The organism is Novipirellula rosea (assembly GCF_039541335.1).
GTDB lineage: Bacteria > Planctomycetota > Planctomycetia > Pirellulales > Pirellulaceae > Novipirellula > Novipirellula rosea.
In genome coordinates this window covers 12,422-35,933 of sequence record NZ_BAABGA010000006.1, presented here as the reverse complement: position 1 = coordinate 35,933, position 23,512 = coordinate 12,422, and the positions used below count along the sequence as shown (strand labels likewise).

19 protein-coding genes are annotated in these 23,512 nt (G+C 55.7%); 12 read left to right on the top strand and 7 right to left on the bottom strand.

Going from position 1 to position 23,512, the window contains the following annotated elements:
* The first annotated feature begins 9 nt into the window (after nucleotides 1-9).
* The 4 genes from ABD971_RS00920 to ABD971_RS00905 all read left to right on the top strand — a co-directional run bounded on the left by ABD971_RS00920 (nucleotide 10) and on the right by ABD971_RS00905 (nucleotide 4,654).
* Nucleotides 10-531, top strand: a complete 522-nt coding sequence (locus ABD971_RS00920; RefSeq protein WP_345318537.1) for a SixA phosphatase family protein — start codon at nucleotides 10-12, stop codon at nucleotides 529-531.
* A 3-nt stretch (nucleotides 532-534) separates the two neighbouring features.
* A complete protein-coding gene (locus tag ABD971_RS00915) occupies nucleotides 535-1,713 on the top strand; it encodes a metallophosphoesterase (protein WP_345318535.1) in 1,179 nt (392 codons plus the stop codon).
* Between the two features lie 140 nt (nucleotides 1,714-1,853).
* A complete protein-coding gene (locus ABD971_RS00910; protein ID WP_345318533.1) occupies nucleotides 1,854-2,849 on the top strand; it encodes a glycosyltransferase family 2 protein in 996 nt (331 codons plus the stop codon).
* Nucleotides 2,850-2,860: 11 nt separating this feature from the next.
* Complete coding sequence (locus ABD971_RS00905) at nucleotides 2,861-4,654, top strand: ArnT family glycosyltransferase (protein ID WP_345318531.1); 1,794 nt, start codon at nucleotides 2,861-2,863, stop codon at nucleotides 4,652-4,654.
* Between the two features lie 73 nt (nucleotides 4,655-4,727).
* On the opposite strand, the gene ABD971_RS00900 is transcribed toward ABD971_RS00905, so the two are convergent.
* The 5 genes from ABD971_RS00900 to metK all read right to left on the bottom strand — a co-directional run bounded on the left by ABD971_RS00900 (nucleotide 4,728) and on the right by metK (nucleotide 10,882).
* Nucleotides 4,728-6,059 (bottom strand): TlpA family protein disulfide reductase, encoded by a 1,332-nt coding sequence (locus tag ABD971_RS00900; RefSeq protein WP_345318529.1) that lies wholly within the window; start codon nucleotides 6,057-6,059, stop codon nucleotides 4,728-4,730.
* 124 nt (nucleotides 6,060-6,183) lie between these two features.
* Nucleotides 6,184-7,869: a serine/threonine-protein kinase gene (locus ABD971_RS00895; protein WP_345319039.1), complete on the bottom strand. Its 1,686-nt coding sequence runs from the start codon at nucleotides 7,867-7,869 to the stop codon at nucleotides 6,184-6,186.
* Between the two features lie 71 nt (nucleotides 7,870-7,940).
* The gene (locus tag ABD971_RS00890) at nucleotides 7,941-8,591 is read right to left on the bottom strand and encodes a sigma-70 family RNA polymerase sigma factor (protein ID WP_339944887.1); all 651 of its coding nucleotides are present in this window, start codon (nucleotides 8,589-8,591) and stop codon (nucleotides 7,941-7,943) included.
* Between the two features lie 150 nt (nucleotides 8,592-8,741).
* On the bottom strand, nucleotides 8,742-9,608 hold the full coding sequence (locus ABD971_RS00885) for a metallophosphoesterase family protein (RefSeq protein WP_345318526.1): 867 nt from the start codon (nucleotides 9,606-9,608) through the stop codon (nucleotides 8,742-8,744).
* 92 nt (nucleotides 9,609-9,700) lie between these two features.
* Nucleotides 9,701-10,882: a methionine adenosyltransferase gene (metK, locus tag ABD971_RS00880; protein ID WP_339944884.1), complete on the bottom strand. Its 1,182-nt coding sequence runs from the start codon at nucleotides 10,880-10,882 to the stop codon at nucleotides 9,701-9,703.
* 192 nt (nucleotides 10,883-11,074) lie between these two features.
* On the opposite strand from metK, the gene ABD971_RS00875 reads away from it, so the two are divergent.
* Nucleotides 11,075-12,133, top strand: coding sequence for a vWA domain-containing protein (locus ABD971_RS00875; RefSeq protein ID WP_345318522.1), 1,059 nt, complete (start codon nucleotides 11,075-11,077; stop codon nucleotides 12,131-12,133).
* Nucleotides 12,133-13,032 carry a hypothetical protein gene (locus tag ABD971_RS00870; protein WP_345318520.1) on the top strand — a complete coding sequence of 300 codons (900 nt, stop codon included), beginning with the start codon at nucleotides 12,133-12,135 and terminating at the stop codon, nucleotides 13,030-13,032. Before ABD971_RS00875 ends, ABD971_RS00870 begins: the two co-directional genes overlap by 1 nt.
* A gap of 197 nt (nucleotides 13,033-13,229) precedes the next feature.
* On the opposite strand, the gene ABD971_RS00865 is transcribed toward ABD971_RS00870, so the two are convergent.
* Together ABD971_RS00865 and prfB are read right to left on the bottom strand one after the other, a co-directional pair.
* On the bottom strand, nucleotides 13,230-13,568 hold the full coding sequence (locus ABD971_RS00865; RefSeq protein ID WP_339946907.1) for a histidine triad nucleotide-binding protein: 339 nt from the start codon (nucleotides 13,566-13,568) through the stop codon (nucleotides 13,230-13,232).
* Between the two features lie 4 nt (nucleotides 13,569-13,572).
* Nucleotides 13,573-14,683 (bottom strand): peptide chain release factor 2 gene (gene prfB / locus ABD971_RS00860; RefSeq protein WP_339946906.1). Its coding sequence is split into 2 segments (ribosomal slippage): nucleotides 13,573-14,613 and nucleotides 14,615-14,683, totalling 1,110 coding nucleotides; the frame shifts between segments, so codons are not numbered across the junction.
* Between the two features lie 117 nt (nucleotides 14,684-14,800).
* Here prfB and mnmA point away from each other — a divergent pair.
* The 6 genes from mnmA (at nucleotide 14,801) to ABD971_RS00830 (ending at nucleotide 23,471) form a co-directional block, all read left to right on the top strand.
* Nucleotides 14,801-15,976 (top strand): tRNA 2-thiouridine(34) synthase MnmA, encoded by a 1,176-nt coding sequence (mnmA, locus tag ABD971_RS00855; protein WP_339946905.1) that lies wholly within the window; start codon nucleotides 14,801-14,803, stop codon nucleotides 15,974-15,976.
* An 87-nt stretch (nucleotides 15,977-16,063) separates the two neighbouring features.
* Complete coding sequence (locus ABD971_RS00850; RefSeq protein WP_339946904.1) at nucleotides 16,064-16,945, top strand: rhomboid family intramembrane serine protease; 882 nt, start codon at nucleotides 16,064-16,066, stop codon at nucleotides 16,943-16,945.
* A gap of 169 nt (nucleotides 16,946-17,114) precedes the next feature.
* Complete coding sequence (locus ABD971_RS00845) at nucleotides 17,115-17,693, top strand: redoxin family protein (protein ID WP_345318517.1); 579 nt, start codon at nucleotides 17,115-17,117, stop codon at nucleotides 17,691-17,693.
* A gap of 145 nt (nucleotides 17,694-17,838) precedes the next feature.
* A complete protein-coding gene (gene cbiE, locus ABD971_RS00840) occupies nucleotides 17,839-19,080 on the top strand; it encodes a precorrin-6y C5,15-methyltransferase (decarboxylating) subunit CbiE (protein WP_339946902.1) in 1,242 nt (413 codons plus the stop codon).
* Between the two features lie 204 nt (nucleotides 19,081-19,284).
* Nucleotides 19,285-20,142: a sugar phosphate nucleotidyltransferase gene (locus tag ABD971_RS00835; protein ID WP_339946901.1), complete on the top strand. Its 858-nt coding sequence runs from the start codon at nucleotides 19,285-19,287 to the stop codon at nucleotides 20,140-20,142.
* Nucleotides 20,139-23,471 carry a UTP--glucose-1-phosphate uridylyltransferase gene (locus ABD971_RS00830; protein WP_345318513.1) on the top strand — a complete coding sequence of 1,111 codons (3,333 nt, stop codon included), beginning with the start codon at nucleotides 20,139-20,141 and terminating at the stop codon, nucleotides 23,469-23,471. Before ABD971_RS00835 ends, ABD971_RS00830 begins: the two co-directional genes overlap by 4 nt.
* Nucleotides 23,472-23,512 lie beyond the last annotated feature (41 nt).

The window sequence follows — 23,512 nt, the reverse complement described above, 5'->3', positions numbered from 1 at the left end:
TTAATCAACATGGATGATCCATCCGCTGAGGTATCGGGAATGCGTCGCCGACTGATTCTGATGCGGCATGCAAAAAGCGACTGGGCGGACGAAGGATTGTCGGATCATGATCGTCCCCTCAATAAACGCGGCAGGCGTGATGCGCCGCAGATGGCCGCGTGGCTTCGCGAGATCGATTGCCTGCCCGATGTCGTGCTCAGTTCGTCGGCGGTGCGAACACGAGAAACACTCGAGTTGATGCAGGACTCGTTTCGCTCGGATGTTATTGTTAGCTATAGCGAATCGCTGTACCTGGCGTCGCCCGAGACGATATGTAATGTGATCGCCTCGGATAGCTGTGATGCGTCCACCGTGATGGTGCTCGCACATAACCCAGGGATGGCGTATCTGGTTTCTCAGTTGGCGGGACAAATGGTCGACATGCCGACAGCCGCGATCGCCATCTTTGACGTATCGATTACCGATTGGAGCAAGTTTCGGCTGAGCAGCCCGGTCAAGCTTGAACATTTCATGCGACCTAAGGCTTTGTAGAACATGCTCACCCCCAATCGATGGTGGTTCATTCTGCTGGCTGTTCTGGTTGGCCATTTTGGCATCCATCTGGCGATCTACAATCGCATTAACGGCTTTGGAATACCGCGTCGCACGATCAAGCGAATTGTTAAAGTCTTTTTCGTCTCGGCAATCACGCTGCCCTTCATTGTCGGCTACCTCTACTTTGATACGTTCCGGCAACTGATCATCGACCCGCATGCGAGCGTTTATTTTCCATCGGTTCTGAACGCCTACGGCGTGGTGTGTTTGGCAAGTTGGTTGGTGTTGGGGGTACCGTGGCTGCTGTGGCGTCCTGTCCTTGGGGTCGAGTGGGTGCATGCCGAACGCAAAGTCGAGGTGGTGGACGTGCAGCGAGCGGTCAACCGTTCGTTAGCGCTCACCGCGAAATGCAAATTCGAATCCAAGCTGCCGCTGAATCAAATCTTTGACTTGGCGATCGAGCAGATTACGTTGCCGGTGGCGGGATTGCCGGCCAAGTTAGATGGATACCGGATCGCGCATTTGAGCGACATTCACTTGACCGGCGATGTGCACCCCGATTACGCCAAATACGTTGTCACGCGAGCGACTGGTTGGCGGGCGGACATGATGGTGATCACGGGCGACATCATCGACCGCCAACCGTGTGTCGATTGGTTGCCCGAGATCTTTGCTGCCGCCGATGCAGCGGACGGTTGTTATTACGTGCTAGGAAATCACGACACGCGGATCGAGGATTCGCGGCAAACACGTCAAGCGATGGACTTGGCGGGGTGGACTGATCTCGGATCCGATTCGGTGCTTTGCAATTTGCGAGGCCAATCGGTGCGGATCATTGGCAACGAATACCCTTGGTTTGATCGGCCGGAGCTCGAACCCAACCGTGATGACGAGTTTCGAATTTTGGTCAGCCACAGTCCCGATCAAATTTGGTGGGCACGTCGACATGGCATCCAATTGATGATGGCAGGACACACGCATGGCGGTCAGGGGCGATTGCCTTTGATCGGTCCGATTTTGAGCCCTAGTTTTCACGGCAGCCGATTTGCGTCGGGCGATTTTTACAAACCGCCCACCACGATGCATGTCTCACGCGGTCTCGGCGGCGTCCACTTAATGCGAATCCACTGCCGCCCCGAATTGTCGCTGATCACCCTGTCCGCACCGCGGCCGAAGTAACGCAAAGCAGTTGCAATTGACATTGCCTCCCCCCCTCGCCTAAAAGCGTTGTCAGGCTGGATAAACCGACTTTTCTCGTCGTCGAGGCCGCGACTGAGTCGCCTGAGACTCGGTGTTTTTGCTTTTCCTCGGGGAAAAATATGGCTGGACGGCAATTGGATGTAGTCATCCCGGTTTTCAACGAAATCGAAATTATTGAGACGCTGCATACGCGAGTCGATGCGGCGTGTAAGGCAACCGGGCTGCGCTACCGGATCAATTATGTCGACGACGGCAGTAGCGATGGTACTGCGGAATGGGTCGTTGAAAACGCGATCAACAAGTCCGCCTCGCCCGACGAAGCGGTGCAGCTGATCTCGCTGTCGCGAAACTTTGGTCAACCTGCTGCAATCGTCGCGGGGCTCGATTCAACTGACGCGGAATGCGTCGTGTTGATGGATGGCGACCTGCAGGATCCGCCCGAACTGATCACGCAAATGGTCGATCGCTGGCGTGAGGGTGCCGAAGTCGTCATCCCCCAGCGAACAGCACGCAAAGAAACCTTTGTTCGTGGGCTTGGGTTTGCCGCCTTTCATCGGCTGTTTCAATTTCTGTCCGAGTCCAAGGTGCCGTCTAATACGGGCACGTTTTGCTTGATGAGCCGCAATGCAGTCGAAGCGGTCTGCCGTCTTCCCGAAACGCACCGATTCTTTCCCACGCTTCGCGCGTGGGTCGGCTTCAATGTTTCGATCATCCTATTTGAACGTCAAGAACGAGCGGGCGGCGAGCCAAAGCAGAACTTCGTGCGACTGTTTCGCTACGCCATGGATGCAATCTTTGGCAACTCGCTCAAGCCGCTGCGCTTTTTGACAGTCTCGGGAGCCCTCCTTTGTTTTGTCTCGCTGGCTGCCGCGGCATGGTTTGCAGCGAAGCGAATCAGCGGTGTTGAGACTGCATCACTTGGCTTTACCACGATCGCCTGTGCCATTTTAGGCTTGGGCGGATTCCAGCTGATTGCGGCTGGGATTCTCGGTGAATACATCGGCCGGATTTATGACGAAGTGCGCCGGCGACCTTCGTATATCGTGTCCAGTGCAACCACGTCGGAGGATGCCCAAGAGCGCGCGTTCCGCGTGATCTCACGAAAAGCGAGCTAGAGGATTATTCAGTGAGTACGGATAGCAAAACGATCCAGCCGGAAGCCTCGCGTTCGTTTGTCGAGTCGCGCCGAGATGCGTTGTGTCGACCGGTCATGGTGTTGGCGGTTTTGATGGTCAGCTGTGCGGTGCTTGCGTTGTACTGCAGTCGACTGAACCAGGAGTTCTATCAACACAAGAACCCGTTCTATGATTCGCTGAGTTACAACCAGCTCTTATTTGAATCGATGGAAACGTCCCGCCAGCAAGGGCTAGTGGCGGGTTGGAATCACGTTTATTCCGCCGACACAACCGTGTTTCTTCCGTTTGCGATCGCAGCCTCGATTGGACCTTGGGTGGAACCGAGCCGGATGGTGCCGGTCTGGATCCAAGCTGCATATTTGTTCGGCTTCTTGGCGTCGGTGTTTTATTATCTAGTTAAAATTCGTGACCTGAAACCGGCGACTGCGTTACTGGGATGCTGCACGTTTTTTACGACCAGTTGCATCTTCATGGAGGTCGGCGGGCTGTCGGATTTCCGAGCCGATTTGATGTTGTGCCTCAGTTTTGGTGCATCGGCGCTGTGGTTCCTATCCGCAATGCAGCGACCCACGACCGGGCGGTTTGTCGCATGCGGCATTGCCGTGGCAATCTGTTGCCTGTCGCGTTCAACGGCACCGATCTATTTGGTGTTCGGTCTCGCTCCCTTGGCGGTGCTGTTTTTGTTGCAGCAAGGCGATCGCAGCAAGCGGATACGCGGCTTGATTCTGACCAGCGTGATCGCCAGTGTGTTGTCGGGATGGTTTTATATTCTGAATTTTGATTATCTGCACTACTATTATGTCGTCTGGAATACCGACGCCAACGCAAAGCTTCCGCTAAGTGAAGCGGTAAAACATGGCGAATTCGCTGGGCGTGCGATAGGTGCTGAGGTCCTGTATCTGATCGGCGGGTGGATGATCGGTCTTGTTTTCTTTACACGCAATCGCGGGACGTTCAAGACGATTTTGGATGCAACTCGCGATCGCTCGACGCCCGACTGGGCTCTACTTTGGGTGGGACTCAGCCCGATCGTATTTCTTGTGGCTCGACGTGCGGGATTGAACCCGTTCGTTTCGATGCCTGCGGTAGTCGGGTTAATTTTGTTCGCCATCATTCCTCTGCTGAAAGCATTTGAGAGAAACGACAATCGTCGATTGTTGGCGTGTTCATGGGGACTGCTTGCGATTGCGATCGGTCTTGCTGCTCAACGAGGATGGCAGCGGCATCAACCCAGTGGATTCAATTCGATGGCGGCCCAGCAACAGATCATGGACGTGATTTTGGCCGACAGCATCGCGAACAATATGTCCGACGTCCGTTTCGGAGTCAGCCATTTAACAGAATTAAATTTGTGGAGTCTGTATTCGACCGTGATGTTTGATCGCGAAGGGGTCACCAGCGACGAAGGGAAATTGATCTATCAGAACGTCCGATTGCATGCCAATGGTTTGTTTTCCCTTCCTGCCGCAGCGGATTGGGACACGGTGCCAGGGGAAAGCGAGTCGGAAAAGTTACAGTTGCTTTTGGAACAGTGTGATCGCACGTGTGACTTCGTGGTGGTTCCTGATCAAAACACGGCGGCCTATGTCCAGCAGCACTGTGCTTACAATTACATCAACCGCTACGCGCCGACATTGCGTAACGAAATTGTCAACGGAAATTGGGAACGGGTTTCGAATCCGATCCAAACCAGCGAGAATGAGTCGGTCGAAATCTATCGCTCGCGGCAAATCACCTCGCAAGCACCCGTTGCCAGCAAGCCAAAGAGTCAATCTTTCCGGTAAGCCGATAGACCGGTAAGCCGATTTGGCGTCAAGAACTTATCGTCGCTCTGCTTTCGCCTTGTCAACAGGATTATCAATCTCGATGATCAGCGTTCTGGCTTTCGGCATCACCGAGCAGTTGCTTTATCCGATCTTCGAGTTGCTTGGGAGATGTAAAGCCGACTTCGTAATCGATTACATTTCCCTTTGAATCGACCCAAAATGTTGTCGGGTAGGCGCCGACATGGTAATGGTCATCCGAAACCACTCTGCCTCCGAGAACAATGGGATGACTCAAGTGTTCGTCTTTGACATATTCCGCGACCGCTTCGTGTTTGTCGTTGTATCCATTGATGGCAACGATTGAAAAACCATGTGGCGAGTATTTGTCGTGCATGGCCGACAACCACGGCGCTTCCTTTCGACAGGGACCGCAGGCCAGTCCCCAGAAGGTGATCAATGCGGGGCGATCTTTGATGAACGACTGCAATTCAAGCTCAGTGCCGCTGAGTTGAGTTAGCTTGAAATTGGGTGCAGATTCTCCAATCAATTTCTCGGGGGCGCCTCCGCCTGGCGAATGCGAATACTGAATGCGTTCAAAACCAAGTTCTTGTGCCAAGAGCAATGCGGGCGATGGCGTATAATTCTTTTTTTGTTGCGCGAAGAAATCTAGCAAGGCGGGATTGGTTGTGTCGGGGGCTTTGGGTGCGAGTCTCGCATCAAACAGTTTCTCAATCGTTTCTCGTCCGGCTTCGGTGCTGGACAACTTGAAAAGCAAGGTGTGCTTTTGGGATAGTTCAGTCGATTGCACTGCTTCACGAATTGACGATTTTAGTTCGGCGGAAATTTCGGTCGTCCGTCCATCAATGGGATGGATAATTTCCACAATGCAATCGGTGTCACCATGCACAAACTTCGACAGCCGCGTTGTCACTGGGAATACCCGTACCCGTCGGTTTTCAGTCAACGGCTCCTTCGCATCCGCGATTTCATCATCAGGATCGACGCGCTGATAAGCTTCGATCCAAGCGGCGGATGTGCTCATTTGCGAAGAACTGATGTCTTGATAACCCGCCGTGGCAGCGATCTCTGACAATTTCTTCTCGAGTCGTTTACGGAGTGATCGGTCTCCACTTTCAGGAAATTGGTAGCGGCAAACTAGTCGCAAACTTGAGCGGTCAGGGGTGGCGTTCTTCAGTGCCGCAACAAAGTCTGGCTCATTTAGCGCAGACAGGTTCACATCGTCGTCAACGATGAGAGCGTTGCAGTTGACGACCGCGTAGGTGTCCGCGTTCGACGACACCGTTGCTCGTTGAAGCTCGGTAGAAATCGACGCCACGAAGTAATTCGGTACCTCCTCGGCTGACGACGCAGCGCACGAGATCATGCAGCATCCGTAAAGCAGTAAACTCTGGATGTATCTCATCTCATTTCTCTCCAACCGTCGTCAAAGACTTGTGTGATTCGCCACGCAAAGCGTGATGCTTTGAAATCCGTTGCTCAATGATAAACCAAAAGTCGCCCGTAAATTTGGTTTCGTGCGGCTGATTCTAAGCTCGGAGCTTAAAGGGGGTGGTCCAGTGATTTGGCGCGGGTGCGGATCCTTGCCTTCGTCGTCGGCGGGCGTATTGGTAACCGGGGACGAAAAAACAGCCACCTCCTACAATTCCAAATATCAAATGGGCCCACGGTGGATACATCGCCATCAAGACCGATGCAAATAACAATGCCGCAGTCTGGAAATAGAACGCCCCAGTTAACATGCTTGCTTTGATTAGAAAAACCATCGCAGTGACAATGCCTAGCATCGGCGACAGGGTGAGCACGGGTAGTTCGAGCCACCACTCCAGCGGAAACATCATCGCGATCGCCATCATGCTGGCGCCCCATACATGGGCCACTTGTCGCTCAATAAACGTGACCGGCCCCATCCGTTTGCGCAGTCGCCAAAATACCGCTGCCCAGGCGCCCAAGCCGATCGTCCAAACCGCGCCGTAGGCCATTCGGTTGGTGAAGCCGTGATAGTCCAATTGCCATGTCAACAAACAAGCAACTAACAACACCAGCGAATGCCACATCCATAACAAGCCCCAGTTCTCTAGAACCGCGGCATGATGCGTTTCGCGGAACACTCGCGCGACCACTTGGCTAAACCGACCACTGCGGGCGGCCACCGGTTCGTCGGCAAGATACGCTTCGAGGTCTGTGGCCAATGCGGCAGCCGATTCGTAGCGTAAATCAATTGGTTTTTGCAGACAGCGAACGACAATCATTTCTAAGTCGCGATCTAGACTCGGACGCAGCGCTCGCGGCGGGCTCGGGTCTTGCTCGATCACCAGCATCACCAATTGCATCGGAGTCTCGGCGACAAATGGCGAGCGTCCGGTCAAGGCAAAATAGAGTACGCAGCCAAGGCTATACACGTCGCTGGACGGACCGACCATGTCGCGGCGATTGCCCGCTTGTTCGGGTGACATGTAGGCTGGAGTGCCGACTAACATGCCGCTGCGAGTCAAGTCGGCCTGGGATCCCGATTGTTTCGCCAATCCAAAGTCGGTGATCATCGGCAAGCCATCGCGAGGCAATAAGATATTGCTCGGTTTGATGTCGCGGTGCAGGACGCCAGCGTCATGCGCGAACTGGATCGCGCGAGCGACAGTAGCGACGATCTGAGCCGCTTCTCGCTGGGGCATCGGGCCATCCGCCACGCGATCGGCCAGCGTGATGCCGTCGATGTATTTCATGCTGAAGAAAGGGCGGCCGTCGACGTCAGCGACTTCGTACACCGGCACGATACTGGGGTGATCCAACTTCGCCGTGGCCGACGCCTCGGCCAAAAAACGCTGCATGTCGGTGTCGCTGGCCAACCGTCCCCGCAAAATCATTTTGACCGCGACTTCGCGATCGAGACTGATTTGTCGAGCTCGGAAAACGACCCCCATTCCGCCGCGGCCGATCTCTTCGATCAATTCATAATCACCGATCTCGGTTGGCAACTGCAGGCTTCGCCAACGCCCCGATGACCCATTCTCGTTTGCTGTAGCCCCGTTTGGATAAGACCCGATTGGATCAGGCCGCTGTTCGTGGGCAACGCCTGCGGTATCGGTGACCAGGACGGCGCCCCACAGTCGCCGCAGTTCGTCGGCGTATTGAGGATGCTGGTGGCATACGGCGGCAAAGTCGACCAGTTCACCGCGGCAAACACCGTCGGCAAGATCGGCCAAGATCGCGGCGATCTTTTCGTCATCGGCACTGAACGGCTCCGCATCGGAGTTCGGTTCGCCCGGAGGTCGAGACGGTTCTTCGCTCACGGTGCGTACTCGTCACCCGATTCGCTCTCGAGCAGTTCACGCAGTCGCCGGACGGCGCGTAGGTACCGCATGCTCGCCGCGGGCGGATTGACGCCAAGCACCTCGGCAATCTCGAGATTCGAAAGGTGCTCGTAATGCCGCATCAAAATGATTTCGCGATCTTGTTCGCCGAGCTGCTCGATCGCCGCTTCGACTTTCGCCGCGATCTCCGCTTGCGTGGCCGCAGCGGCAGGCGTCGGGCCGGGATCCCAGAGCTGAGCCGCCAATTCCACGGACGATTGATCTTGGCCGCCGGGCATCACCATCGCTTGTTCGCGATCCATACTGCGTTTCGCGCTGACGCGGTGCCGCCGGTAGGTGTCGATGATGCGGTCCCAGGCAATTTGACGAATCCACAAGTGGAACGCCATCGCGGGGTCATCGAGATATTTGTCCAGTCGTCCGCTCGCTTCGACCAACACATCTTGGACGACATCACTGACGTCCACTCGCCGTTGGACTTTGCGATCCAGACGCATTTCCACCAGTCGTCGTACGGAGACGCGGTGCCGTTCGAGTAAACGGTTCACCGCATCGGCGTCACCCTGTTTCGCTGCGATCAACAGCGTTTCGGTTTTGTCGTCGCTAGGCCAGATCGATTTTGCCATGGAATTGTGTTTGCTCGCGTTCGAGATCGTTCTCTACCATCATAGTAGGAAGTAAATGCCAAGAGGCGAGCGATCGTCGTTGATCGCTCGGCGATCCGCACGAATGATTCATTCGCCCTTTTTCCCGTAGTGGATCTTGCTAAAGATCCTTCACGCTAGATTTTTGACAAGTTCCACTACGGGACGATCCGAGGCCCCATTGGCTTGTTTTTGCGAACGCGGAGTGATCTCGATGACCGCTTCCACGCCAGGCGAACCGTAGACTGCCGCCCCGGTGTAAACGGTCAAGTTTTCACGTAGCGTGGCGACGCCGTCGTGATGTGTATGCCCACAAATCACGGTCGTATTGCAATCCGAACGCTGTTGGCAAAACTCCATCAACGTCTGGCCGATTTCCCCGCATACGAAAAAGGGAGCCCAGTTGTCGTCGGTCGTTTTGCCTTCGTACCAACATGATTCTCGAAACGGCGGAATGTGGGTCGCGACCAGCACATCCGTCGCGTCGCGGGGAACGGCCGCGAGTTTGACTTGCAGCCGGGCGGCCGATTCGGCGCCGAGTTGTTGTAGCTTGGCTTTCCAGCGGTCCGGCGATGTCTCGCGAAAATCATCAATTTGCTCGAAGTCGTTCAAGCGGATAAACGAAGCTTCGTAATTGCCGATGGTGGCATCGCCCCAACCATCTTCACCGCATAGAAAAACTCCGTCGGCCAATGGAATCGGGCCAAGGTCGGTCAAGTAGTTCAGTGCATCGAGCTCGCGTGACGCCGCGATCACAGCCTGGCGAGTCCGCGCAATCGAACTTTGGTAAAAGTCGTGATTGCCAAGCACAAAGTACAGAGGGACCGCGACCGTGTCGGCGAGGCGACGGAGTTGCAAGACGACGTCATCCCCTTCGGAGATATCGCCGCTGATCAGAAGGGCATCCGGCTGTGTGGATGCGATGCGATCGGACCATTGGTCCCAATCGTGAGACGAAACGTGATTGAGATGCGGATCGGTTATCCACGCGATTCGCATCTCATTTCACTTTCATTTTTTTACGACAACACGACGGACCTGATGGAGCCGTCGTGTTGGTTGGGTCAAGCTGAATCAAGCGAAGCCAATAATTAGGCGGTCGCTGCGATACCGGCAGCTTCAGCCAGCGCTTCGGCCTTGTCGGTCTTTTCCCAAGTAAACGCATCGCCTTCGCGTCCGAAGTGGCCGCCGGCACTGGTTTGGCGGAAGACCGGACGACGCAGTTGCAAGTGGTTGATGATTCCCGATGGAGTCAACGGGAAGTGTTCTCGCACCAACGCACACAATTTGGCGTCTTCGACTTTGCCGGTACCTTCGGTGTCAACGTGAACGCTAACCGGTTCGGTCACACCGATGGCATAGGCGAGTTGAACTTCGCAGCGATCGGCAAGTCCTGATGCGACGATGTTCTTGGCAACGTAGCGGGCCATGTACGCGGCACTGCGGTCGACTTTGGTCGAGTCCTTGCCGCTGAACGCGCCACCGCCGTGACGTCCCCATCCGCCGTAGGTGTCGACGATGATCTTACGACCGGTCAAACCACAGTCGCCGTGAGGTCCGCCGACCACGAATTTGCCGGTGGGGTTGATGTGGTACTTGATGTCGCCCTTGTCCAGCTCGGCTGGGATCGAAGGCTTGATCACGTTTTCGATGATGAACTTTTTGATTTCATCGTTCGTGACATCGGGGCTGTGCTGGGCACTGACGACAACGGTGTCGACGCGGACCGGAGTTTGTCCTTCGTATTCAACCGTGACTTGCGCCTTGTTGTCGGGACGCAACCAGTCGACCTCTTTGGCGAAGCGAGCTTCGGTGATGCGATTGATGATGCGGTGCGACAATGCGATCGGCATTGGCATCAATTCAGGCGTGTCTTTGCAGGCGTAGCCGAACATCAACCCTTGGTCGCCGGCGCCAACGTCTTTGCCGCTGGAGTCGTCTGAGTTGACACCTTGGGCAATGTCGGGGCTTTGGGTATCCAACGAGACCATGACGGCACAGGTGTTGCCACAGATGCCCATTTCGTCATCGGTGTAACCGACTTCGTTGATGACTTCGCGGACCACGTCCGAGTATTGGACGTTGGCCTGGGTAGAGATTTCGCCCGCGACGATCGCGATGCCGGTGGTGACCATGGTTTCACAGGCCACGCGGCTATTTGGGTCTTGCGCCAACAACGCGTCGAGAATTCCATCCGAAATACGATCGGCCAGCTTGTCGGGGTGACCCATGCTGACAGATTCACTTGTAAACAGGTATCGAGCGTCGCTCACGTGTTCTCTCTCCACTAGGTTGATCTTTCCCACCAAACTGGCGAGTCACCAAAGTGTTGGTTTAGGGTTAGAATGAATTGCCACTAAAGTAATTGTCAAAAGCGAGTCTGAAAAGCGCTATTCAGCAGCCGTGAGGGGGATCGCGGCGAAAAACAGCTACCTTTTGCTGCCAAATTCCTCTAACAATCTTATATGAACCGACCTAGCACGCCAGCAACGACCGTATCCCGCAACCCGAGTTTGCCCACATCCGGGGATCCATTGGAGATGGATTTGCCCGAACGGCCGCTGCCGGCGTTGTTGTTATCGCTGTCGTTTCACGTCGTTTTATTGACCGGACTAGGGATTTTTTGGGCGCGAACGCCCTCGGGGACCGGTTCCGAAGTCGATCGGCCTGCGGGGATTGCGATGGTTCACCGCATGCCCGACCGCGATCGCTACGTGGATTCCGCCAAAGTGAGCGAGGCAGCCGCCAGCGAAAATTCGGCCGCCAAGTCGGGTGATGTCGCGTCGGCTGCGGCGCCGCCCGCCGATTTAAGTCCGCCAATCGACTTGGCTGGCATTCTGAGCGAAATCAGCGATACCCCGTCCCCGATTTCCGGCAGCGGAGTCGCTGGTGAGACCAGGCTCGATGGCGACGCGTTTGATTCCAAGCGACCGCCGGGCAGCGAAGGAGATTCCAGCGATACGACGACGATGGTTTTTGGCGTTTCAGGCAGCGGGTCACGATTTGTCTACGTTTTTGACCGATCCGACAGCATGAATGGCAACGGCGGAATGCCGCTGCGGGCGGCCAAACGCGAATTGATCAAAAGTTTGAACAGTTTGACGGACCGCCAGCGTTTTCAGATCATTTTCTACAACGACCAACCCGAGCCCTTCAAAACTGTCGGCATGCCGGTGCAATTGATGACGGGCGAGGAGGCGACTTTGGCTCGCGCTTCGCGTTATGTCGACTCGATCACCGCGTTTGGCAGTACCGAACACGACAGCGCATTGAAGTTAGCGCTGCGAATGGATCCCGACGTGATCTTTTTCTTGACCGACGCCCGCATCCCGCGATTGTCGTCGTCCGAGCTTGCTGAGATCCGTCGCCGGGCTCAGCGGAGTGGGACCACAATTCATGCGATCGAATTTGGTGCCGAACCGGTGTCGCCGCCGGACAGTTTTTTGCGTGAACTCGCAGCCCAGAATCTGGGGCAGTATCAGTACGTCGATGTTCGTTCGCTGGGCAGCAGGATGGAACCTTAATGTTGAATCGAATTCTCTATTTGACGATCGCGGCCCTTTTGTTGGTTCTGCAAACCGCGGCGTGCGCCGACAAGGTCTGGCTCGAACCGACGCGGCCGACCGCAGCCCAAAGTGATTGGTATCCGCAAGCGATCCAGACGCATACGGGCGAGATCATTGCACTGGATGCAAAACAGTTGGCGATGCGAATGGCGGGCGACGAAAAGGAATCGCTGTTCGCAGCATATCGCGTGATCTGGATCGAACCGAGTGAGGTCGGTGAAAAGCAAGCGGCTGCGATCAAGTTGTTTGACGAGAAAAAGTACGACATGGCACTTCGTGGTTTGCTCGATGCACTGAGCGAGCGGCCCCCGGTGTGGCGTCAGCAATGGTTGTCGATGGTCGCGGCGCAGGCGGCTTGGCGAAGTTCACGCGGTGCGATCGCGTTAGAATTGGTGTCCCAGTTAGATCGTCGCCCGTTGCCGCCGATTGCACTGGCATGGCTGCCGATTGCGTGGCGGAACCCGCGAGGAATCTCGAGCGCCGCGACGACCGATGCGGCCCTCAAACGACTCGGCGATCCATCGTCGGCGGTGCGACTTGTCGCGGCAAGTTGGTTGCTGTCGAGCGACCGACGCGAGGCGGCTGTGGAGACGCTAAAGACACTCAGTGCCGACCATTCACGGCCGGTGATCGCGCGTTTGGCCGAAACGGTGTTGTGGCGAGCGACGTCGCCACCCGAGGTGGCTGCGGCGGCCGCGCGGTGGCAAGAAAGGCTTGATGCGTTGCCGATCGTGCTGCAAGTCGGCCCGACCGTGGCGATGGTCGAGCTACTGAACAATGCGAATCAAGACGAGGTTGCGGAGCGATTGAAGCTGTCGCTAGAGCTGACTCCGCCGCACCCACACCCTGATCTGTAGCGGAAGTCGTCAAGACTTTCGATCCACTCTCCGAAACTCTTGACGACTTGTTGATTTAATCGAAATGCAAATCGCAACAGTGAGCCGTGGGCCGTAAGGCACCGGGTAGCGCGCGGGACCCGGCCGCTGACGCGTCGCGGCTCAGTAAATCAACAAGCCGTTGACGAGTTCCGCTACAGAATGCTTCATAACGTTACCTAACCGGGCGGCCATGCCATCTTGCGGCCGCCGAGCAGGTGAAAGTGCAAGTGCGGAACCTCTTGGCCACCGTCGCTGCCGCAATTGACAACCAAACGGTAACCATCGGTTAGCCCTTCGGACTCGGCAATCTTTGATGCCACCATCACGCAGCGGCCAACGGTCTGCTCGTCCTCGTCGCTTAAATCATCCAGCGACATGATCTCGCGTTTGGGGATGATCAAAATATGAGTCGGCGCCTTGGGCGATATATCGCGAAACGCCAAACAGGTGTCGTCTTCGAAAACGATGTCTGCTGGAATTTCGCGATCAATGATCTTGGTAAAAATCGATGGCATGGGCTTAAACCTTCTCCTGCTTGCCGGCTTTCAAACGAAGGAACGCGTCGAGAAACCCTTGCAGTTCGCTGCCGTTCATCACGGAGTTGAAACTGCCAACGTAATGTCCCGTTCGCGCATCTTTGACACGTTGATCGGGGTGCAAAAAGTAGTTGCGAATCTGGCTGCCGAAACCGGTACGCGCCTGCGTCGCGTACTTGCTGGCATCCTCGGCGTCCCGGCGATCCTCTTCGATCCGAGCCATCTTCGCTCGCAACATCTTCCAAGCGGTCGCCTTGTTCTGATGCTGGCTGCGTTCGTTCTGGCACTGGACGACGGTGTTGGTCGGGATATGCGTCAAGCGAATCGCACTGTCGGTTTTATTGACGTGTTGGCCCCCCGCACCCCCGGCGCGATAGGTATCGATCCGCACATCCTTTTCCTCAATGTCGATCTCGATCGAATCGTCGATTTCCGGAGTCACGCTGACGGCGGCGAAGCTGGTTTGACGCTTGCCTTCACTGTTGAACGGGCTGATCCGCACCAGACGGTGAACCCCTTCTTCGCCTTTCAAATAGCCATACGCCATCGGTCCACGGACCGCGATCGAGGCGTGGTTGATCCCGGCTTCTTCGTTTTCTTGTCGGTCGAGCAGTTGGATCGAGTAATCTTGGCTGACGGCCCAGGCGGAATACATCCGCAGCAGCATATCGGCCCAATCGTTGGCGTCGGTTCCGCCATCGCGGGCGTTGATCGTAATGATTGCCCCGGCCGAATCATTAGGGCCGTTCAGGAGTGCCTTGAGCTCCAAATCGTCCAAAATATTCTCGAGCCGCTCAATTTCGCCAGCTACCTCCTCGGCGATCGACTCGTCCTCGTCCGCCATCTCGAATAATGCATCAAGATCCTCGACCGCGGTAGACAATTTCCCCATAGGACCGACAATAGCTTTCAGTCCCTTCAGTTGTGAAACCACCACTTGGGCCGCTTCGTTGTCGTCCCAGAAGTCGGGTTGGCCCATGCGAGCTTCGATCGACTCAATTTCTTCACGCTTGGCAGCGTAGTCAAAGAGAGTCTCCGAGTTGGACCAGACGCTCGCGGATCTTTTTGCTGCGTTGAACGAATTCGGCATCCACGGGTGGGGTGAGCTCCAGGAAAGCGGGTGAGTGAGGGAACCGGTCTGTTAGCGATCGGATCGGGTTTCGAGGGTGATCCAGACAAATAAATCATATCGAGTTAAGGGAAAAAGATACATGGCACGGGTGGTTCTAGCGATGAGTGGCGGCGTCGATTCCAGCGTTGCTGCGCACTTGTTGCTCGAGGCGGGCCACGAGTGTATCGGTGTCTTTATGAGGCACGGTGAAGAATCGAGCCGCGTGTGCAGTACCCCATCCGCTGCGGGTGGCGAACCGGATGCCGCAGGCCAGTCAGCAGGCCAGTCAGCAGGGGCACTGCCGGTGCTCGGCGGACTCCACCAAGCTCGCGCCGATCACAAACAAGGCTGCTGTACCGCGTCGGACGCCGCCGATGCTCGCCGCGTTGCCTCGAAAATGGGGATTCCCTTCTACGCCCTCGATCTGCAAGAAGATTTCCGCCGCATCGTTGACTACTTCGTCGACGATTACCTCAGCGGTCGCACGCCCAATCCGTGTGTGAAGTGCAACAATTGGATCAAATTCGGCCGTTTGTTCGACTATGCCGATGGCGTCGATGCCGATTTTGTGGCGACTGGGCATTACGCCCGGATGGTCAAAAATGGCGACCAATCCGAGTTGCATCGAGGGCTCGATTCCAACAAAGATCAATCCTACGCCCTGTTCGGGATCGGGGCCGAGCGGCTCAACCGGATGCTGTTACCGGTCGGTGGCTTTGAAAAGCCTCGAATTCGCGAAATGGCAATGGAGCTCGGGATGGGGGTCGCCGGCAAACGTGACAGCCAGGAAATCTGCTTCGTCACGCAAGGCCATCACAGCGATTTCGTGAAAGCGAGACGCCCCGAAATGGTGGGAGCGACCGCAGGTGAAATTGTCACCACCGACGGCAAAGTTGTGGGGACGCACGCCGGATACGAAGCGTTCACGATCGGCCAGCGAAAGGGACTCGGCGTGGCGATGGGGACGCCTCATTTTGTCGTCCGGATCGAAACGGAAACCAATCGAGTCGTGATTGGGCGGCAAGAATCGCTCGCTCGTGATGGTTTAACAGCAAACGAAGCGAATTGGTTGGTCGACCCTGCCACGCTACCCGATCGAGTGGGAGTGCAGATTCGCTACAACGGATCCCCGCTGCCGGCTCGCGTTTTTGTTGATCCGGTGAACCCCGAGCAGTTCACGGTCGAATTTGACGAGCCTCAGCTAGCAATTGCCCCTGGCCAAGCCGCCGTCGTTTTTGACGATACGCGCGTGCTCGGAGGGGGCTGGATTCAGTAATTTGAACGATATCGACGAGACGGCATCATGATTGCTAGGATGCGGGTTGCTTGTTTTGCCCAATCGTTAAAGTTTTAGGAATGGTTCATGGGTCTATATGACCGCGACTACGGACGCTCGGCCGAACGTACCCCGTGGGACCGAGTCCAGAATCCGCGAAGTGTGACGATCATTTTGATCGTCATCAATGTCGCTGTGTTCTTTGTCGACATGATTTTTAAGCAGGGTGGCGTCAGCCAGTTGGTGCCTTGGCTCGGCGCCCAGGCCAGCACGGTGACTCATCCGTGGATGTGGTGGCAATTTCTGACCTACGGCTTCGTACACGATCCGAACAATATCAACCATATTTTGTTCAACATGATCGGGCTGTTTTTCTTCGGCCGGATCGTCGAGCGGCGAATTGGGCAGCAAGAGTTCCTGAAGTTTTACCTCGCGGCCATCATCTTGGGTGGCATCGCTGCTTCGATCTCGTATTTCATCCAAGGGGGTGGATTGGCGATCGGAGCGAGTGGTGGAGTGGTGGCAACGACGATTCTGTTTGCCTTGTACTATCCGCATCAAGAAGTGTTGTTAATGTTCGTGATCCCGGTGAAAGCTTGGATCTTGGCGGTCGCTTTTGTGGGGATGGATTTGGCCGGTGCGTTGGGATTGATGGGGAATTCCCAGACCGCGTTTGAAGTCCATTTAACGGGCGCGGCGTTCTCGGCTGCTTATTTCTATCAACGCTGGAATTTTCGCTGGCTCGATTTGGCGGTGCTCTCCGATTTGCCTCATTATTTCCGCCAGCGATCGCGTCGTATGAAGCTGAAAATTCATGATCCCGATCGGAAATTGAACCAAGAAGCGGCGGAGGCGGACCGAATTTTGGCAAAAATTCACGCCAGCGGCGAAGCGAGCTTAACGCGATCCGAACGCAAAACGTTAGAACGATACAGTCGACGACAACGCGAAAAACGGGATCAGAACTAAGCAGCGAGCGGACGCGTTTGGGGTCTATCGCTCGGCGAATGAAGCAAAAAAACAAGTCCCAATTGTAATACAAGAAACCGTCACCGGCGTCGTGGACCCTGTCAAAGGTCCCGGCTCGAGGATCTTTAGCAAGATCCACTACCTCTTTGCCCTAACCAGGATACAAATGATGATTCCACGAGTTTGCGGTGCTGCGGCGTGCCTGATGTTTTTCGCGGCGATCGCCGCAAATGTCCATGCTGATGACGACGGACGTTCGCAACCGCTTGCCGAGGGAGCCAAAGCGATCAATTTTGAATTGCCGGTCGTGGGCAGCAAAGATTTCATCGAATTGCAAGCGGAATACAAAAAGGGACCAGTCGTCGTCATCGTGCTACGTGGCTATCCCGGATACCAGTGCCCGCTGTGCAGCAAACAGGTCAGCAGTTTGGCGAACCGTGCCAAAGCACTCTCTCAAGCCGCATCACGCGTGATCCTTGTTTACCCAGGCGAAGCGACCTTGCTGCAGCGACATGCCGAAGAATTCATGGGCTCGCGAACGCTACCGGCACCGCTGGTGATGGTCCGCGATGACGCGATGGAAATGGTTTCTCAGTGGGGCCTTCGCTGGGATTCGCCTCGTGAAACCGCGTACCCTGCAACTTACGTGATTGATACAAATGGTCGTGTTGCTTGGTCCAAAGTCAGTAACTCGCACGCCGGGCGAACCACAGTCGAAGAAATCATGAAAGAGCTGCGAAAACTATAAATGTGGGATAGGCATCCAGCCTGTCATCGGTCCACCCTTTTCACAGTCGTTGATCGCTCCGCGATCAAAACGTAAGCTCGCAGAGCGACTGTGAACATATTGTACAACGCCTTCACAACTACCACTACAAACAACGGACACTAGATTGACTGCTCGCATTCATATTGTTGGGATTGGCGACGACGGACTTGATGGGTTGACCGGTCAAGCGAGAAACTTGATCGACCAAGCGACCGTATTGGTGGGCCCGTCGCAGCTGCTCGAAAAAGTTCCCGCCTCGGCTGCCAAACGCATTGTTGTCGGCAGCAATCTTGAACAGTTGCAACAATCGATTCGCGATCTTGGCGACCAGCCCGCAGTGGTTTTGGCGGGAGGCGACCCGTTGTTCTACGGCATCGCGCGTTACTTGACCGAAACGTTTGGCAAAGACCGTTTTGATGTGGTGCCTCACGTTAGCAGCATGCAGTTGGCGTTTGCGCGTGTCAAAGAGAGTTGGGATGACGCCTACCTGACCAACCTCGCGAACCAATCGCTTGATCGAGTGGTGGATAACATTCGCACCGCCGAGCGTGTGGGGATTTTTACTACCGAAGACATTTCGCCCTCCGTCGTTGCCGAGGCGCTACTAGACCGACGCATCGATTACTTCACCGCCTACGTTTGCGAAGATCTTGGCACGCCCGATGAAACCGTGACGCAAGGAGATTTGACTTCGATCCGAGGTCAATCGTTTGGCGTCATGAACGTGATGGTGTTGGTGCGAAAATCGGGAGCCGCCGATCGTCCCAGCGGCAGTGCCAACCGCCGCTTGTTCGGCAACCCCGACGATTTGTTTTTGCAGTCGCGACCTAAACGAGGTTTGTTGACGCCTGCCGAAGTCCGCTGCATCGCGTTGTCTGAACTCGATCTGACCGCAAAAAGCACCGTATGGGATGTCGGCGCCGGCTGTGGGTCGTTGGCGATCGAAGCCGCTTCGATAGCGACGCAAGGCAAAGTGTTTGCAATCGAAATGGATGCCGAGGATTACGGATTGATGATCGAGAACGCGAAAATGTTCGACGTTCCCTCGTTGATTCCGGTTCATGGCCAAGCCCCTGACGCTTGGAAAGACCTTCCCGATCCGGACGCCATCTTTGTCGGTGGTACCGGACGCGTGGTGCCCGATTTGGTCTCGGCCGCCGTGCCGCGATTGGCCCAAGGCGGCCGCATCGTGGTCAATGTCTCCAGTCCTGATAATCTGGTTTCGGTCCAGAACGTGTTCTCCCAAGAGGGGCTGGTTCAGGACGTGCGAATGATCAATATCTCGCGTGGCCAGTACCAAATGGACCGCGTCCGTTTCGAGTCGCTTAACCCGACCTTCTTGGTTTTGGGCCGGAAATTGAAATAGTTCCGCCTTGGCTTTGCCCGTGTATTTTGCGAACTATGCTAGGGGCCGATCGAGGGACGTCCGACGCGTTCCCTCGTAGTGGATCTTGCTAAAGATCCCGCACGCAGGATCTTTAGCAAGTTCCACTACGTCACTTATTTGCTTGGCATTCAACGATCGGTCCCGTGGATGCCCTTTTCCTCTCTCGTACCATCGCCATTCGCTATGCAGGTTCACAAGGCAGTTATTACCGCTGCGGCCCCGAAACAGAACACGTTGCCGCTGCAGCAGCTGGTCGACCGCAATGGCGAGACCAAGACGGCACTGCAATTGATCGTCGAAGAAACGCTCTCCGCTGGCATCGAAGAGATCTGTGTCGTGATCCGGCCAGGCGATCAGGAGGCCTACGAACAGGCCGCCGGGACTCACTTGGCTAGCATCCAGTTTGTCGAACAGCCTGAGCCATTGGGTTATGCCGACGCGATCTATCAAGCAAAGTCGTTTGTCGGTGACCAGCCGTTTCTGCACCTTGTCGGCGATCACTTGTACCTCAGTGCATCCGACATCCCGTGTGCAAAGCAGCTAATCAAGATTGCCAGCGAGTTTGAGTGCTCGGTGTCGGCGGTGCAGTCGACTCGCGAAAACAAATTGCCGTACTTTGGTATCGTCAGCGGGCCTCATCTACCTCGACGCGACGACTTGTACGAGGTTGAAGCGGTGGTCGAAAAGCCGACACCGACTTATGCCGAACAAGAACTGGTAACGCCTGGGCTGCGAGCGGGACATTATCTCGGATTCTTTGGGATGCATGTGTTGACCGCCGAAGTGATGGCGTCCATCGAACAATTGCTTGCCAATCATGCAGTCGAAAAACCTTCGCTCTCGGATGCCTTGGCAATGTTAGCGTCGCGGCAACGCTATCTCGCCTATCGGTTGCAAGGTTCACGTTATAACTTGGGTGTCACCTATGGGTTGTTGATCGCTCAGTTGGCGATTGGGTTATCGGGGCGAGACCGCGATCGAATTTTGACCGAGATGGTTGAATTGCTCGCTACGCGTGCGGAAGGAATCACGGCTCAATGATTCGTTCTGGAACCAACCCGCTGATTGAAATCATTACTTCGGACGACGATGCGGTTCGCGATCAGTCGCTTGAATCGGTGTGTGGCGATCAGACGCTCGATCAATTACTCGGTCACGTCGAGGTGCTCGATACCTTTCGTCGTGAAGAAGAGAATTTGTATCGTCGCGTGCGGGCGTTATTCTTCTTGTCGGCGATCTACCGCTACCACTTGCCATCGCGTTTGTCGGTCGAGCAATCGGGGAGGATTCCGTACGAGGGTTACGAGCACCTGTTGGCTCGTCGGTTTATGGAAGCGATCGATTGTTTTTTGGCGTACCAGCAGCAAGCCGGCCCCAGTGACGCGTTGGCCAGTGCGTTGTCGCAAGCGTACCATCAACTCGGGTTTCAAACGCTTGCTGATCAAGTTCGTCGCAGTGTCCGCACGGTCCGAGGAAACCAGTGGATGTTCCGTGTCGGGCATCCCGCGGATCACCCGCTGCGAATCCGCAGCGAACTGGTCGAGGTGGATCCTGCGACCGGGACCTCGCCGCTGATGAAAGAAACGACGGCGGTGCGAATGGACTTTTCGCACAGTGCGTGGAGTGACATCTTCTTTCTCGGGATGGATTTTCCCGAGGGAGCTCGGGTGCTGAACGTCTCAGTCGACCTCGGCGTGCGTGGCCGTGATTCGCAAACGAAGCCGCCGATCGAAACCTACCTGCGAATCATTGACGAGCCGGTCATTCGGCTGACCAGCGTCGATCTCGGGGCGACGACAACGCTTCGTTCAATTTCCGAGACCTTCGATTTCGCTCGCGATTATCTGGGACTGCTCAAAGCGGCGTTGATCGCCGCGGGCATCGTGCCTCCGGGACTGGAGGGATGTCGCGAGTCGATGGAAGACCTGTTGAAGGTCATGCTCGGCCCAGGTCGTGGATTGGAATTGGTCAGCAAGATCAACGATATCCCCAAGGGATCGCGGCTGGCGGTTTCCACCAATCTGCTTGGTTCGCTGATCTCGCTGCTGATGCGGGCGACCGGACAAGTCCAATCGTTGACCGGGCCGCTCACCGAAGCCGATCGCCGCTTGGTCGCCGCACGAGCGATTCTGGGGGAATGGCTTGGCGGCAGCGGTGGCGGATGGCAAGATTCTGGTGGCGTTTGGCCCGGCATCAAACTGATTTGCGGAACCACCGCCCAACAGAACGATCCCGAGTTTGGTATTAGCCGCGGCCGGTTGATGCCGGTTCATCATGTGCTCGGTAGCGACAAAATCTCTGATGCAACACGCCAAAAGATCCAAGAGTCGTTAGTGCTGGTGCACGGGGGAATGGCCCAAAACGTAGGCCCGATCCTAGAGATGGTGACCGAGCATTATCTGCTGCGTAGCGAGAATGAATGGCAGGGCAGAAACGAAGCGATCAAAATTCTTGATGAGGTCGTCGAATCGCTCGAAGCGGGCAATATCAAACAAGTCGGCGATGTCACCACTCGCAATTTCGAAGGCCCCCTGCAAACGATCATTCCCTGGGCGACCAACCGCTTTACCGATTCATTGATCGACCAGTGCCGCGAGCGTTATGGAGATCAGTTCTGGGGATTCTGGATGCTCGGCGGGATGGCAGGCGGCGGCATGGGGTTCATCTTTGACCCCAAAATTAAACCCGAAGCCCAGGCGTGGCTCGGTGACGCGATGGTCAAAACGAAACGAGACTTGGAAACGTCGCTGCCATTTGCCATGGATCCCGTCGTCTATGACTTTAAGATCAACGACAACGGCACCAGTGCCGAGTTGCTCAGCGGCAACGATGCGATGCTGCCCGACCGTTATTATGCGCTCGTATTGCCAGCGTTATTGCGAACCCCGCTACGAGATTTGTCGCTCAGAACGCGATCGGAACTCGAGCGAATCAGTAAACGTTGTCACGATGTCGAAACCGGCAGTGCGACTGCGGGAATGTTGTTGGAGAGTATCCTGCCGTCGGCTGCGGTCGAACACTCCAGCGAATCGTCGCTTGGTTCGCTGTTAAATGAAATTGGTTTTGACCGGTTCCAGCACGAACAAATTCGCGCCGATTTGATCAGTGGACGGATCGGGTTGTCCCAGAACCGGCTGCCTGCCAACACGATGATTCAAGATGTGAAGCCCGAACACGTTGTCGATCTGCGTGAACGGATCGATCCAAAATATGTCGATCTGGGATCGGCAGCAATCAAGGCAGGAAAGGTCGCAGTGGTGACTTTGGCTGCGGGCGTCGGCAGCCGCTGGACCGAAGGTGCCGGAGTTTGCAAAGCGCTTCATCCATTTTGTCGTTTCGCCGGTCGCCATCGTAGTTTCCTGGAGGTGCATCTCGCCAAGAATCGCGCGATCGCCGAAAAGTTCGATGCTTCGATTCCGCATGTCTTCACCACCAGCCATTTGACCGACCAACCGATTCGCGAGTACCTCGATCGCAATGATTCTTTTGGTTTCGGCGACAACTTGCTGGTTTCGACTGGGCGCAGTGTTGGGCTGCGGATGATCCCGATGGTGCGTGATTTGCGATTTTTGTGGGAGGAAACTGCCCAGCAGATCTTGGACGAACAACAGCAAAAAGTGCGTGAGAGTTTGCGAACCGCGCTGATCGGATGGGCGAAATCCGCGGGCGAGGCCAGCGATTACACCGACAATGTACCAAGTCAGTGCATCCATCCAGTGGGCCATTGGTTCGAAATTCCCAACATGCTCCGCAGCGGTGTGTTGCAGCAGATGCTGGATCGCCAACCGCAATTGGAATACTTGCTGCTGCACAACATCGACACACTCGGGGCGAACGTTGATCCGGCGTTCCTAGGGCGTCACATCGCCGCGGAAACCACACTTAGCTTTGAAGTGATTAGCCGGCGACTCGAAGACCGTGGTGGCGGATTGGCTTTGGTCAATGGTCGCCCGCGACTGGTCGAAGGCCTCGCGATGCCAAACGAGCAGATCGAGTTCGATCTGACTTTCTACAATTCGATGACGACCTGGATTTCGATCGACGGATTGTTGAAGTCGTTCGGATTGACACGAGCGGATTTACGCGATGCTCAGCGTGTTGACCAAGCGATCCGTGCGATGGCGCAGCGGATGCCAACCTACATCACGCTCAAGGATGTCAAGAAACGCTGGGGCAACGCCCAAGAGGACGTGTTCCCCGTCGCTCAGTTTGAAAAACTGTGGGGCGACATGACCGCGATCGCCGATATCAGCAGCTGTTTCTTCGTCGCCCCGCTTCGCCGCGGCCAGCAACTGAAGGCACAAGCTCAGCTCGATCCATGGAAACGCGACGGCAGCGCCGACTACATCGATTCACTATGCAAATGGTAAGTCCCGTAGCATAGGCTTCCAGCCTGTGTTCCAAAATGTGG

Excerpts from the sequence above, each read along its gene's own strand:
- ABD971_RS00900 (WP_345318529.1), bottom strand. The coding sequence starts at position 6,059 with ATGAGATACATCCAGAGTTTACTGCTTTACGGATGCTGCATGATCTCG.
- ABD971_RS00850 (WP_339946904.1), top strand. The coding sequence starts at position 16,064 with ATGGGTCTATATGACCGCGACTACGGACGCTCGGCCGAACGTACCCCG.
- ABD971_RS00835 (WP_339946901.1), top strand. The coding sequence starts at position 19,285 with ATGCAGGTTCACAAGGCAGTTATTACCGCTGCGGCCCCGAAACAGAAC.
- ABD971_RS00845 (WP_345318517.1), top strand. The coding sequence starts at position 17,115 with ATGATTCCACGAGTTTGCGGTGCTGCGGCGTGCCTGATGTTTTTCGCG.
- ABD971_RS00890 (WP_339944887.1), bottom strand. The coding sequence starts at position 8,591 with ATGGCAAAATCGATCTGGCCTAGCGACGACAAAACCGAAACGCTGTTG.
- ABD971_RS00875 (WP_345318522.1), top strand. The coding sequence starts at position 11,075 with ATGAACCGACCTAGCACGCCAGCAACGACCGTATCCCGCAACCCGAGT.
- mnmA (WP_339946905.1), top strand. The coding sequence starts at position 14,801 with ATGGCACGGGTGGTTCTAGCGATGAGTGGCGGCGTCGATTCCAGCGTT.
- ABD971_RS00910 (WP_345318533.1), top strand. The coding sequence starts at position 1,854 with ATGGCTGGACGGCAATTGGATGTAGTCATCCCGGTTTTCAACGAAATC.
- ABD971_RS00830 (WP_345318513.1), top strand. The coding sequence starts at position 20,139 with ATGATTCGTTCTGGAACCAACCCGCTGATTGAAATCATTACTTCGGAC.
- ABD971_RS00920 (WP_345318537.1), top strand. The coding sequence starts at position 10 with ATGGATGATCCATCCGCTGAGGTATCGGGAATGCGTCGCCGACTGATT.
- ABD971_RS00885 (WP_345318526.1), bottom strand. The coding sequence starts at position 9,608 with ATGCGAATCGCGTGGATAACCGATCCGCATCTCAATCACGTTTCGTCT.
- ABD971_RS00915 (WP_345318535.1), top strand. The coding sequence starts at position 535 with ATGCTCACCCCCAATCGATGGTGGTTCATTCTGCTGGCTGTTCTGGTT.
- ABD971_RS00870 (WP_345318520.1), top strand. The coding sequence starts at position 12,133 with ATGTTGAATCGAATTCTCTATTTGACGATCGCGGCCCTTTTGTTGGTT.
- ABD971_RS00865 (WP_339946907.1), bottom strand. The coding sequence starts at position 13,568 with ATGCCATCGATTTTTACCAAGATCATTGATCGCGAAATTCCAGCAGAC.